Raw genomic sequence first — 12,079 nt, 5'->3', positions numbered from 1 at the left:
TCGAAAAGCCGCACTCAGGAGGAGAACCCTATGCGCAAGCTACCCATGACCGACGACAGCACGATGGACCGCTACCGCGAGCAGACCACCGACGAAGCCCAGCGTATCCAAGCCACCGTCGAGGACGAGACCGGCCAGGCGAAAGCCCAGGACCAAGCTCGCGAGAGCGAAGAGGAAGAGTAGACCATTGAAGGCGGCTGATCCTGCAATGGTTGGCCGCCCACCTCTTTCCGGAACTCTCTACATCTCAGTCTTGCCCCGGAATGTCCGGTAGTCCGCCATCCCTACTAATCGGAATCCTGATCAGGCGTCTCCGCCTTGGGCACACCGCAAGACGTCTCGGCTGCCCCGACGGACATCGCCAAGGTTAGGATTTTGACGTTTCGGTCGGCCAGCTTCTGCTGTTCGGGGGTCAGACGCCCTGCGGTCAGCGTGGAGAGGGGAACGTCGCCCTGGCCTCGATACGCCGTCTCCTTGACACATGAGCACTGCTCAACGCTCGCATAGTCGGCGCAATCCACCTCAGCCTCGTAATCGGCCCTGGTAAGCATGGTACCGGTACCGGAACCGCTTGAGGCGCAGCCCATCAGTAGAGCACAACAAACCCAAACCCTCGACCAACCACGCATAACGCTGACACTCCTCTTCGTCGTTCCTACCGCTTACACGAGCCTTACCTGACCTACCATACGGCTCGGGTTCTCTCAGTGAACGAACACCTTGGTCGGCTGCAGCGTCAGACCGTCCAGGCGGCAGAGCGCCACCTCCCCCTGATCATCCTCTGCCAGCACTACGTCGAGCTCACCTGCCTCCCCGGCTCGCAGTGCTTTGGCGCGGGGCGGGATGAGGACGATGCCCTGGCCGGAGCGGAGCCTGTCCGCCTCGAAGCCCGCCACCTTCTCCTTAGGGTAGTCAGCCAGCGCCTCGCCGACGGGGACGAGAAAGCCGTCGAAGCGCTCATGGTCGCGGTGCTCGGGGGTCAGGCGCAGCTCGTCCGGCTGGCCGGTCACCTCCTCCATCGTCACCGCCTGCTCCTCGCCAAAGGGGCCGACGCGGGTGCGGCGCAGCGCGGAAACGTGAGCCACCGTACCCAGCGCCTCGGCGATGTCGCGGACGAGGGCGCGCACATAGGTGCCTTTGCCCACCACCGCCTCGAAGACGGCGTGGTCCTCGTCCGGCTGCTCGACCAGGCGCAGCTCCTCGATGTCGACGATGCGGGGTTTGAGCTCCACCTTCTCGCCGTCGCGGGCGAGGTCGTAGGCGCGCTCGCCGTCCACCAGGACGGCTGAAAACTGAGGCGGCACCTGTTCGATCTCGCCCTCGAAACGAGGCAGCACCGCCTCGATCTCTTCCCTAGAGGGACGCTTAGCGCTCTCCTCCGTCACCTCGCCCTCGCGGTCATCGGTGGAGGTCCGCAACCCCCAACGCGCGGTGAAGCGGTAGGTCTTCAGCCCTTCCTGAACGAAGGGCACGGTCTTGGTCGCCTCCCCGAAGGCGATCGGCAGGATGCCCGTGGCGAGCGGGTCCAGCGTGCCCGCATGTCCCGCCTTCTGCGCCTCCGCGAACCAGCGCATGCGCGAGACCGCCTCCGTCGAGCCTACATCATAGGACTTGTCGAGGATCAGCCAGCCATGAACCTTCCGGCCCTTCTTACGCCGCGCCATCCGCCGTGCCTCCGCTAGAACTTAGAAATGGCGGAGGGGCATAAAGGCTGACGCGCGCCGGTCAAGCGCTCTTGCGCGAACGAACCAAACGGCGTCTCACCCCATTACTCCATCGCTTTTGAAGGACGGGGCGGCATGACAGCGCGCAGTATCGCAGTGATAGGGCTCGGCACGTTCGGGGCCGCCATGGCGAGGCACCTCGCCAGGTTCGGCGACCATGTGCTGGGCATCGACAGGGACGAGTCGGTGGTCGCAAGGCTCGCCGACGACCTCACCCGCTCGGTGATCCTCGATGCGCGGGAGCCCAAGGCACTCGCCGAGGCGGGGCTCGGCTCCTACGACGTCGCGGTGATCTGCATGGCGTCCGACCTCGAGGCCAACCTTCTCGCCGTGATGAACGCCAAGGATACCGGCGTGCCCGAGGTCTGGGCGAAGGCCGCATCCTCCACCCATCACCGCATTCTGCAGCAGGTGGGGATCGACCGGATACTCACCCCCGAGGAGAGCTTCGGGGAGCTCGTCGCCCAGTCCCTCCATAACCCCCTCATGCGCGGCTCGGTCCGCCTCACCAGCGAGCTGCACCTCGCCTTTGTGGAGGCGCCGCGCTGCGTGCACGGCCAGAAGCTCGCTGCCATACCCTTCGAGCGTCGCTACGACCTTCGCTGCCTCGGACTCTTACGCGGCAAGGTGCCCGTGGCCTGCGGCGGGGACGAGGAGGTCGCCGAGGGCGACAGCCTGTTCCTCATCGGCACGCGACCGGCCATGCGGTCCTTCGTGGATCGCAACTAGGCAAGGCGGTCGTGGCAAGAGCGAGAGGCCTAGCGAGCTTGGTCCGGGGCGGGACGATCCATCTGCCTCCCCCTGCCCTTCTCGCCTTTCTTTATGCGGGGCTGATCGGTCTGGGGGCGGTCCTGCTGCGTCTGCCCGTGGCCAGCATCACCGTCATCACCTGGTCGGACGCGGTCTTCATGGCCACTTCGGCGGTGACGGTGACAGGTCTCGTCGTGATCGACCCCGGTAGCGAACTTAGCGTTTTCGGCCAGGCGGTGATCGCCGCACTCATCCAGCTTGGCGGCCTGGGCCTGATGACCTTTGCGGTTATCGTGCTCTCCTCCTTGGGGCTGCCCATCGGCCTACCGCAGAAGCTCTTCCTCCAGGAGGATCTCGGTCAGACCTCGGTTCACCAGCTTCTGCGCCTCGTCACCGTCATCTTTCAGGTGGTGCTCGTCGCGGTCCTTCTCGGCTTTGCGCTTCTGGCCTTTGTCATGGTGCCCGAGATGGGGTTCGGCGAGGGGCTCTGGCACGCGCTTTTCCACTCGATCTCCGCCTTCAACAATGCAGGCTTCTCCTTGAACCCGGACAGTCTGACCCGGTACGCGTCGAACCCGCTGGTCAACATCGTCATCACCGCCCTCTTCATTGTCGGGGGTCTGGGCTTCGCTGTCCTGTCCGACCTGTCCCGGCGGAGGGGGTGGCGGCAGTACAGCCTGCATACCAAGCTGATGCTGGCGGGGACGGCGCTTCTGATCGTCATCGGCGCGGGGGGCTTCGCCCTTCTCGAGTGGAACAACCCGCAGACCCTCGGCAGCCTGCCGGGCCTAGGGGACAGGCTTTGGGTGTCCTGGTTTCAGGGGGTGACGCCGAGGACGGCGGGCTTCAACACCACCGACACCGCCGGGATGAGGGACGGTACTACCCTTCTGACCATCGTCCTCATGGTGATCGGCGGCGGCCCGACCTCCACCGCTGGCGGGATCAAGGTCACGACCTTCCTTCTCGCCATGCTGGCCACCGCCGCCTTCTTCAGGCGGCAGGACCGGCTCAACGCCTTCGGTCACGGCATCGCCCTCGATCAGGTGCTCAAGGTCATGGCGCTGATCACCATCGGCGCCAGCATCATCGTCGGCTCTCTCTTCGTGCTGGTGCTGAGCGAGGACGGTGACTTCCTCGAGCTTCTCTTCGAGGCGGCATCGGCCTTCGGCACGGTAGGGCTCAGCCAGGGGGTGACCGGCGAGCTGTCCCAGATGGGTCGCGCGGTGATCTGCTTCTTGATGTTCATTGGCCGGGTCGGACCGCTGACCTTGGGATTCTTCCTCGCCACCAAGACGCCGCCGCGGGTGAGGTACCCGTCGAGCCCGATCTATTTGGGCTGATCGGAAAGTCGTACCCTAAGCCACGCTGGAAGGATCAATGCCCACCGACGTCGTAGCCGTAGCTGCGCAGGAGGCGAGGCAGGTCGTTGGCGCTTTCGCGCTCGTCCATGGAGGACAGGACGGCGCGGTTGAACATGGCGGGCACGGTGAACCACTCGCCGCCGTCCTTCCAGCGCATCACTAAGTTCGGATCACCCATTTCGGTGGCGAAACCAACCTCGAAGTCCTCGGTCTCAAAGCCGGGGAAGAGGCGGATGGTGGTCTCCCCGGCCAGCGCCGGTGCGGTGTGTCCCGGCACGGGGGCGAGCGACTGCTGAGGCTCCTCCTCGACGAGGTCGGGAAGGCTGCCCTCGACCTTCGGCTCGTCACCGAAGCTCTGCTCGAACTCGTCCTCGTTCTTCTTCCGCCGGAAAAACATGCCACCCTCCAAAGGTCCGCGAGGCTCCCTGGCGCCCTGCGTACTGGTTTCTCTAACGTCTCATTAACAATTCAGAACGGGTCCGGCTAGACCCGATCTTGGGCAGGGTCGAAACTAGCGGCCCTGACGCAGGAGCTGGTCGATCCTGTCCGCCGTGTCGAAGCTGGCGTCGCGCTTGAAATGAAGGTCGGGGATGAACTTCATGGCGAGCTTCGGCGCCAGCACGCGGCGGATCTTCGCCGACGCAACCGAAAGTCGCCGCACCGCATCGTCGGTCTCCTGCCCGCCGAGGGTGGTGACGTAGACGGTGGCGTTGCGCAGGTCGGGCGAGGCCTGCACCTCGGTCACCGTCACGTTGAGCCCGAACAGGCTGTCGTCATGCACCTCCTCGCGCTGGAGGATCTGCGCGAGCTCGTGACGGATCAGCTCACCGGCGCGAAGCTGGCGCTGGGAGGGGGCTTTGGTCGTGTGGCGGCTTCTGGACATCCGCTAGAGGTAGGGCCGGCGGCGGGGCCTAGCAAGCTAGGCCCCGTGCACGGGTTTCACGCCGCCCTGGTCAAGGCTGAAGGCGGGCGATGTTAGGAAGGACGACGAAGGACATGCTGGCATATTCGAGGAGGACTGACGCGGCAGCGGCGGTCTTCAGCCGCGACCCCTTCGGGGTTCGGCCAGAACGGCCCCTGGCTTCGTTGCGAAGCCAGACAAGGGGATGGCCCTTCCGGCGGCTCCGCGCCTTGCCAGCAGCCGTTCTGGACACGAACCAGGGCGGCGTGAAAACCGTGCACGTGGCCTGGTCTCACTTCGCAGGCGGCAGATGGTCGTAGCTGATGACGCGGGCGATCTTCCAGCCGTCTCCGTCCTTCTTCCAGAGGTGGGTGAAAAGACCCGTCTCGTAGAGGATCCTCTCCCCCTTTTCGTCCGGGCCGTAGAAGCCGTGCTTGCCGGTCTGCATCACGCCCCAATCGCCCAAGGTCCGCACCTGGACGGTTTCGGGATAAAGGACGCGATCGACCTTGGGCCTTTTCCCTGCGCGCTGCTCTTTGCAGCCAGGCACGACGCTTTCGATGAAGCCGTCCAGGGTGTCGGTCTTGCCGCCCTTGTCGTGGTAGAACTCGAGATCCTCCGTCATCAGCCGCTTGAGAACGGCCACGTCGCAGGTCTCGAACGCGGCCCTGAAGACCTGCCCATCGAGAAGCAGCATGGTCTCATGCAGAAGGTCTTTGGACTGATCTTCTGCAGCAGCCAGGCCGTAAGACATGACCGCGGCGATAGCGCCGCCTATCAGTGATCGTAGCACGTCTCTTCCTCCCTCATTGATGAGTACCAACTGGGAAAGAATGAACGAAGCGCAAGGGACGGACGCCAGTTTTGTGCAGCCGCCTATCTCGTATGGATGCCGCACTCCACCTTGCCGGAGCCAGACCAGCGGCCCGCGCGGACATCCTCGCCCTCCTCCACCGGCATGGTGCAGGGCCAGCAGCCGATGGAGGGGTAGCCTTGTGCGACCAGCGGGTGGGCGGGGATGTCGTGCTTTTCCGTGTACGCTTTGACATCGCTTTGCGCCCAACTTACCAGCGGGTTCACCTTGAAGTGGGTGCCGTTCCACTCGAACGCCGGAAGATGCGCGCGGCCGCCCCCGTGAAAGGCCTTGCGCCCGGTGACCCAGGCATCGAAGCCGTCGAGTGCACCCTTCAGCGGGCGGACCTTGCGCAGGTCGCAACAGGCATCGGGGTCGCGGCGCCAAAGGTCGCCGGTGCGGTCCTCCGCCTGCTGCTCTTCTTCGTTCGGTGTGATGTCGCGCACATCGGTCAGCCCCAGGCTCGCTGCCAGCTTGCGGCGGTGGGTGAGGGTCTGGGCGAAGTGCTTTTGGGTGTCGAGGAAGATCACCGGCGTGTCCGGCGCCACCCGCGAGACGAGGTGCAGGAGCACCCCCGACTCCGCCCCGAACGAGCTGACAAGGGCAATCTCCCCGGCGAACTCGTGGGCGATAGCGCGTTCGAGAATATCCTCGGCGGAGGCGCCAAAAAACTCCTTCGATAGAGCGCGAACACGTTCCTCAGGGGACTGAGCAGGCATCTGAAGCACGGCGGCAGTCATCGCTCTTCCCTCCTCAGCTCGAAGACCGGACGGCCTTCCGCAGGGCGCTGATAAGCGTAGCGGTAGGCTTTCACGCCTTGGGCGAAAGCGTCGACGCGCACGTCATCGGCGAGCTCGACAAGGTTCACCCCGACACGGAGCATCGCCTGCGCCTGGTCGGGCAGGACGTGTCCGCCGACGATCAGGTCGCCTTCGAAGCCGAAGCGCTGGCGCAGCAGCCTCGCTTGGCTGAAGGCGCGCCCGTCCTTGAAACCGGGCATGTCGAGGCGGATGGCGGTGACGCCTTCCAGGTCGAGCGGTTCGGCAACCAGGTCACGGCCCGAGGGTATGCTGACGGATGGCTCAATGCCCTCCTGGCGGACAGCACCTTCGCGCAGGTCAAACAGCGTCGGCATAGAGCGCCTCCTTGAACGGTTCCGCCCCGACCCTGCGATAGGCCTCAATGAAGCGTTCTTCCGGTGAGCCTCGTAGCTCGAGATAGCGCTCGACCACGCGCTCGACGGCGTCGACCACCTCCTCCGTGGACAGACCGCGCCCGACGATGTCGCCGATGGCGGCGTTCTCATCGGCGCTGCCGCCCAGGGTGAGCTGGTAGAACTCTTCGCCTTTCTTATCGACACCCAAGATGCCGATATGACCCACATGGTGGTGGCCGCAGGCATTGATGCAGCCGGAGATCTTGACCTTCAGCTCACCGATCGCTTGCTGCTGCTCGATGTCCGCGAAGCGCTCCTGGATGCGGTTCGCCACCGGGATGGAGCGGGTGTTAGCGAGGTTGCAGTAGTCGAGCCCCGGACAGGCGATGATGTCCGAGACGAGGCCGTGATTGGCCGTGCCGAGCCCCGCCTCGCTAAGCGCTTGGTAGGCCGTATGAAGATCGTCCAGCGCTACATGGGGCAGCACCATGTTCTGTTCGTGGGTGGTGCGCACGTCGCCATAGCCGTGGCGTTCGGCGATGTCCGCCAACGCTTCGAGCTGGTCGTCCGTGATGTCCCCCGGCGGTTTGCCTTGCGGCTTGAGGGAGACGGTCACCGAGACATAGCCCGGCTGACGGTGGGGGTGGACATTGGTCCTGACCCACTGGGCGAAGCCTTTGTCCTGCCCAAGAGCATCGCCAAAGGCTGCGCTGTCGGTATCGCGGGGGCTGAGGTTCGGTCCTTCGAAATGAGAGGCGATCCGCTTCCACTCGGTAGGCGGAAGGTCCACCGAGCCGCCCGGCCCGAGGGTCCGGAAATGCTCGAACTCCTCCTCGACAGCCTTCGCAAAGGCCTCGACGCCCATCTCGCTGACGAGGATCTTGATCCGCGCCTTATAGAGGTTGTCGCGCCGTCCGTGCAGGTTATAGACCCGCAGGATCGCTTCGAGATAGGAGAAAAGCTCCGCCTTCGGTAGGAACTCGCGGATGAAGTGACCGATATGGGGCGTCCGCCCCTGCCCGCCGCCGACCAGGACGCGGTAGCCTGCCTCGCCAGCCTCGTTACGAACGATCTCGAGGCCGATATCGTGCACTTGGATCGCCGCGCGGTCATGGGCCGTCGCCGTCACGGCGATCTTGAACTTCCTAGGCAGGAAGGAGAACTCGGGGTGGAAGGTCGACCACTGACGGATCGCCTCGCAAGTGACGCGTGGGTCCTCGACCTCGTCCTTGGCAGCACCGGCGAAAGGATCAGTGGTGGTGTTGCGGATGCAGTTGCCGCTGGTCTGGATACCGTGCATCTCGGCCTCGGCGAGCCGCGCGAGGATGTCCGGCACATCCTTCAGCTTCGGCCAGTTGAACTGGAAGTTCTGCCGCGTACTGACATGGGCGTAACCGCGGTCGTAGTCCCGTGCTACCGAGGCGAGGACGCGAAGCTGATGCGGCGAGAGCGTGCCGTAGGGCACCGCGACCCTGAGCATATAGGCGTGAAGCTGCAGATAGAGGCCGTTCATCAGCCGCAGGGGCTTGAACTCGTCCTCGGTGATCGCGCCGGAGAGGCGCCGCTGCACTTGGCCGCGAAACTCCTCCACCCGGTCGAGCACCATGGCCCGGTCATATTCGTCATAGACGTACATGATCAGTGCACCGTTCCTTTCGCCCGAGCGAACTCGGGGTGGATGGTCGGGCCGGTCTCGCGGATCAGCTCGCGCAGGCGCCCGCGGCCGGAGGGGGAGAGGTCCTCCTCCACATCCATGAGATAAGGGCCGACGGCGGTTGCTTCGTCCAGTGCCGCCTCGGTCAGAAGGTTCAGCGCATCTTGCCCCTCCACCGCATGGGCCTCGTCGAGGCTGACCGACCACTGACGATCCATGGTGAAGTATATAACCTCCCCGGTGAGAAGGTCGTTAGCAGTGACCACTTTCAGGCCCTGGTTCTTGCCCTTCTTGACGCCGCCGGCCTGGATCTTGACCGGCTGGCGGTTGGGGTCTGGTCTCGCGTCGCTCATGCCGCGCTCCTTTCTTCGGCGAGCGCGATCAGCTCCTCGCCGCGCGCCATGGCGGCCACCTCGCCGATGACGAGAAGGCCCGGCGCCTCGATCTGCGCCGCCGCTGTGCCCAGCGAGCCGAGATCGGCCCTGATGACGCGTTCCGTATCCCTCGTACCGTCGGCGATGACGGCGACAGGGGTCTGGGGGGCGAGGCCGCCCTGGATCAGATCATGGGCCACGCCCGACGCCTTGCGCACGCCCATATAGACGACGATCGTGCCGCCCAGCCTCGCCAGCGCCTGCCAGTCGATGCCGGTTTCCGCGCCGTTCCCGGCCTCGGCGGTCACGAAGGTCGCCGACTGGGCGATACCCCGATAGGTCAGCGGCAGCTCAGCGCTGGCCGCGCAGCCCATGGCGGCGGAGATGCCCGGCACCACCGTGGCAGGCACGCCAGCGGCCTTGAGCGCATCAAGCTCTTCGCCGCCGCGGCCGAAAATGAAGGGGTCGCCGCCCTTGAGCCGCACCACCCTTTTGCCCTCACGCGCGAGGCGCACCATGAGCTGGCCGATGGCTTCCTGCGGCAGAGAATGGTTCGAGCGCTTCTTGCCCACATAGACCCGCTCGGCATCCCGCCTGCAGAGGGCAAGAATCTCATCCGAGACGAGGTTGTCGTGCAGGATCACATCGGCCTCCTGGCAGACGCGCAGGGCTTTGAGGGTCAGAAGCTCGGGGTCGCCCGGTCCTGCGCCGACGATGAAGACATGGCCTTCGGTCCTGCCCTGCAGCTCGTCGGCGAAAGCCTGCTCGGCCCTTGCCCGGTTGCCTGAAAGCACTGCATCGCGGGCGGGGCCTTCGAAGAACCGCTCCCAGAAAGCGCGGCGCTCCTTGGGGGAGAGCTTAGCTGCAACGATGTCGCGGCGCTCCTTCGCGAAGGCCACGAGATCGCCCAGACGGCTGGGCAGCATCGCTTCCAGCCGCTCCCGCAGCCTCCGGCCCAAAACAGGCGCAGCGCCGCCGGTGGAGATGCCGACGACGAGGTCGCCGCGCTCGACGATCGAGGGGATCACCACGTCGCAGAGCTCGGGCATGTCCACGGCGTTGACCGGCACGCCGTAGGCTCGGCCGAGTTTTGCGGCGCGCTCGTCCTCGCCCGGATCGCCGGTTGCGGCGATCAGAAGGGCGGGGCTGTTTTCAAAAGCAGAATCGCTGATGGGGCCTGCAACAAATCTGGCTTGGTCTGCGAACTCATCAGCAGCAAGCGTATGGTCGCTGGCCATGAAGAAGGTGAGCCTGGCACCGGAAGGAGCCAGCAAACGAGCCTTCCGAACGGCGAGCTCGCCGGCACCGGAAACGAGAACGTCGCGGCCTTGGAGGTCCATGAATGCGGGGAAGTAGCGCATGATCTTAAGAAAACCTATCCAACTTCGGCGTCAGGCCTATCTGGTGTCACCAAAGCTGCCTAGCAAACGAATGTTCGTCCGATAGTCGATTAGGTTTCCTCACTGAGGAGGACAAGATGAGAAAACTACCGCCCCTCAACGCCCTCAGGGCCTTCGAGGCCGCCGGACGTCATTTGAGCTTTTCTAAAGCGGCCGACGAGCTGGCAGTGACCCCCGGTGCCATCAGCCAGCAGATGCGGATCCTGGAGAACTGGCTCGGCACGCCCCTCTTCACCCGCGACCCCAAGGGCCTGCAGCTCACCGAAGCGGGCCTCGCTGCCCTGCCGCAGATGAGGGAGGGTTTCGACCGTCTCGCTGCCGGAACGAGGTTGATGCAGGCCGGAACAGGCCCCTCCAAGGTCACCGTTTCGGTCGCCCCCTCCTTCGCCTCCAAATGGCTGGTGCCCAGGCTCGACGACTTCCAGCAGCAGCGCCCCGAGACCGATATCTATGTCCACGCCGATATGGAGATCGTCGATTTCGGCTCGGCCGATGTGGATGTGGCGGTGCGGTTCGGGCGCGGCGGTTATGACGGGCTCGTGAGCGAGCGGCTGATGGGGGAGACCATCGTCCCCGTCTGCAGCCCCGCCCTCACCAAGGGACAGAACGCCCTACGCTCGCCCGAGGACCTCGCCCACCACACGCTGATCCACGACGACAGCGACAAGGACGGCATGCCCAACTGGGAGATGTGGCTGCGCGCGGCGGGCATCGAGGCCGCTTCCGGCACGAGAGGCCCGCGCTTCAACCAGTCGTCCCTCGCTATCGAGGCGGCGGTGGCTGGCAAGGGGGTGGCGCTGGCCCGCTACGCGCTCGCCGTGGCAGACCTGGAAGCCGCGCGGCTGGTCATTCCTTTCGCCCACGAAACGCCGACGGACTTCGCCTACTGGCTGGTCTATCCCGAGGCGAAGGCGGTGTTGCCTGATGTCTCCGCCTTTACGGGGTGGCTGAAGGCCGAGGCGGAGCGCTCGCTTCAGGCCCGGTGACGCCCGCCTTCTCGAGCTCCGGCGCAAGACGCCCGGTGATCGCCAGGAAGAACATGCGGTAGTCGCTCAGAAGCGACCAGAGCGGATAGGTGAAGGTGGCGGGCTTGTTGCGCTCGACGAAGGCGTGGCTGACCCAGGCGAAGCCGTAGCCCACCACCGGGATCAGGAGCAGCATCCAGAGCTTGCCGGTCAGGATCGCCGCAGCAGCCACGACGAGGGTCAGTGCGGTGCCGATATAGTGCAGCATCCGCGTGCCCTTATCCGCATGCTCGCGCAGATAGTGCGGCCAGAACTGCTCGAAACTGGTGTAGTCGCGCATGGTGCCTCCTGCTTTTCGGCAAGACGCTCATACCACCGAATGCTGCGGCGGGGAAACGGCGCCTACTCGGTCCGGCCCTTGCGGGTGAGGCCGACGACGAGACCTGCCACGAGGAGAGCCCCGCCGATGAACGCCGGGAAGACCGCCACCGCCCGCATGACCGGGCCTAGCTGCGGATCGCCGGTGATGTCGCCGAGCTGCTGGCCGAACACGTAAAGCGCCGCGGCCGCCGCGATGGTGACGATGCCGCCGACGAAGTAGCTCGACGGGCCGCCATCGCTCTCCGTGCTGCGCACCGAGCCAAGGAGCTCCCGGTCGATGGGCTGGCCGCTCTCAGCCAGCTTGCGCAGGGTCTCGTTGGTGGAGCGGACCCGGAGATACTGAAACAACCCGCCGATGAAGACGATCAGGATGACGAAGGTGAACACCCCGATCTGACCGAACTCGAAGAAACCGTGATCCATATGCCGTTCTCCCCTGCCTCTGGCGCAGCCAATCTAACGGAGAGGTGAGCTCCTGTCGATGAGCGGGGCAGCACCAGGGACCGCCCGTGGGCGGCTGTGTGTGGTGGAGGCTGGAGCGGGCGGTACGTCGTCGC

At 65.2% G+C, this 12,079-nt stretch carries 16 protein-coding genes; 4 read left to right on the top strand and 12 right to left on the bottom strand.

The annotated features are described in order from the left end of the window. Nucleotides 1–30: 30 nt before the first annotated feature. The gene (locus tag NOG11_RS12775; protein ID WP_256620160.1) at nucleotides 31–183 is read left to right on the top strand and encodes a hypothetical protein; all 153 of its coding nucleotides are present in this window, start codon (nucleotides 31–33) and stop codon (nucleotides 181–183) included. 104 nt (nucleotides 184–287) lie between these two features. On the opposite strand, the gene NOG11_RS12770 is transcribed toward NOG11_RS12775, so the two are convergent. Together NOG11_RS12770 and truB are read right to left on the bottom strand one after the other, a co-directional pair. After that, entirely contained in the window at nucleotides 288–551 is a 264-nt protein-coding gene (locus NOG11_RS12770) for a hypothetical protein (RefSeq protein WP_256620159.1), read from the bottom strand. A 153-nt stretch (nucleotides 552–704) separates the two neighbouring features. Further along, nucleotides 705–1,664, bottom strand: coding sequence for a tRNA pseudouridine(55) synthase TruB (truB, locus tag NOG11_RS12765; RefSeq protein ID WP_256620158.1), 960 nt, complete (start codon nucleotides 1,662–1,664; stop codon nucleotides 705–707). A gap of 135 nt (nucleotides 1,665–1,799) precedes the next feature. On the opposite strand from truB, the gene NOG11_RS12760 reads away from it, so the two are divergent. Together NOG11_RS12760 and NOG11_RS12755 are read left to right on the top strand one after the other, a co-directional pair. Then, nucleotides 1,800–2,453, top strand: coding sequence for a potassium channel family protein (locus NOG11_RS12760; protein WP_256620157.1), 654 nt, complete (start codon nucleotides 1,800–1,802; stop codon nucleotides 2,451–2,453). An 11-nt stretch (nucleotides 2,454–2,464) separates the two neighbouring features. Next, nucleotides 2,465–3,817, top strand: coding sequence for a TrkH family potassium uptake protein (locus NOG11_RS12755; RefSeq protein WP_256620155.1), 1,353 nt, complete (start codon nucleotides 2,465–2,467; stop codon nucleotides 3,815–3,817). A gap of 34 nt (nucleotides 3,818–3,851) precedes the next feature. Here NOG11_RS12755 and NOG11_RS12750 read toward each other — a convergent pair whose 3' ends face one another. The 8 genes from NOG11_RS12750 to cysG form a co-directional block, all read right to left on the bottom strand. Further along, nucleotides 3,852–4,235, bottom strand: a complete 384-nt coding sequence (locus NOG11_RS12750; RefSeq protein WP_256620154.1) for a hypothetical protein — start codon at nucleotides 4,233–4,235, stop codon at nucleotides 3,852–3,854. 114 nt (nucleotides 4,236–4,349) lie between these two features. Further along, nucleotides 4,350–4,721: a 30S ribosome-binding factor RbfA gene (gene rbfA, locus NOG11_RS12745; RefSeq protein WP_256620153.1), complete on the bottom strand. Its 372-nt coding sequence runs from the start codon at nucleotides 4,719–4,721 to the stop codon at nucleotides 4,350–4,352. 310 nt (nucleotides 4,722–5,031) lie between these two features. Further along, nucleotides 5,032–5,532, bottom strand: coding sequence for a nuclear transport factor 2 family protein (locus NOG11_RS12740; RefSeq protein WP_256620152.1), 501 nt, complete (start codon nucleotides 5,530–5,532; stop codon nucleotides 5,032–5,034). A gap of 83 nt (nucleotides 5,533–5,615) precedes the next feature. Beyond that, entirely contained in the window at nucleotides 5,616–6,332 is a 717-nt protein-coding gene (locus NOG11_RS12735; RefSeq protein WP_256620151.1) for a phosphoadenylyl-sulfate reductase, read from the bottom strand. Beyond that, nucleotides 6,329–6,727: a DUF934 domain-containing protein gene (locus tag NOG11_RS12730; protein WP_256620150.1), complete on the bottom strand. Its 399-nt coding sequence runs from the start codon at nucleotides 6,725–6,727 to the stop codon at nucleotides 6,329–6,331. Before NOG11_RS12730 ends, NOG11_RS12735 begins: the two co-directional genes overlap by 4 nt. Then, on the bottom strand, nucleotides 6,711–8,384 hold the full coding sequence (locus NOG11_RS12725; protein WP_256620149.1) for a nitrite/sulfite reductase: 1,674 nt from the start codon (nucleotides 8,382–8,384) through the stop codon (nucleotides 6,711–6,713). Before NOG11_RS12725 ends, NOG11_RS12730 begins: the two co-directional genes overlap by 17 nt. 2 nt (nucleotides 8,385–8,386) lie before the next feature. Next, complete coding sequence (locus tag NOG11_RS12720; protein ID WP_256620148.1) at nucleotides 8,387–8,755, bottom strand: DUF2849 domain-containing protein; 369 nt, start codon at nucleotides 8,753–8,755, stop codon at nucleotides 8,387–8,389. Then, entirely contained in the window at nucleotides 8,752–10,137 is a 1,386-nt protein-coding gene (cysG, locus tag NOG11_RS12715; protein WP_256620147.1) for a siroheme synthase CysG, read from the bottom strand. Before cysG ends, NOG11_RS12720 begins: the two co-directional genes overlap by 4 nt. A 116-nt stretch (nucleotides 10,138–10,253) precedes the next feature. Between cysG and gcvA the strand changes: the two genes are divergently transcribed. After that, the gene (gene gcvA, locus NOG11_RS12710) at nucleotides 10,254–11,162 is read left to right on the top strand and encodes a transcriptional regulator GcvA (protein ID WP_256620146.1); all 909 of its coding nucleotides are present in this window, start codon (nucleotides 10,254–10,256) and stop codon (nucleotides 11,160–11,162) included. Here gcvA and NOG11_RS12705 read toward each other — a convergent pair. Together NOG11_RS12705 and NOG11_RS12700 are read right to left on the bottom strand one after the other, a co-directional pair. Beyond that, nucleotides 11,113–11,481, bottom strand: coding sequence for an Mpo1-like protein (locus tag NOG11_RS12705; protein ID WP_256620145.1), 369 nt, complete (start codon nucleotides 11,479–11,481; stop codon nucleotides 11,113–11,115). The two genes, gcvA and NOG11_RS12705, sit on opposite strands and share 50 nt — an antisense overlap. A 62-nt stretch (nucleotides 11,482–11,543) precedes the next feature. Next, the gene (locus NOG11_RS12700; RefSeq protein WP_256620144.1) at nucleotides 11,544–11,945 is read right to left on the bottom strand and encodes a hypothetical protein; all 402 of its coding nucleotides are present in this window, start codon (nucleotides 11,943–11,945) and stop codon (nucleotides 11,544–11,546) included. Nucleotides 11,946–12,079 lie beyond the last annotated feature (134 nt).

Origin of the sequence: Parvularcula maris (genome assembly GCF_024505085.1) — a bacterium.
Classification (GTDB): domain Bacteria; phylum Pseudomonadota; class Alphaproteobacteria; order Caulobacterales; family Parvularculaceae; genus Parvularcula; species Parvularcula maris.
This window is presented reverse-complemented; position numbering and strand designations above follow the sequence as displayed.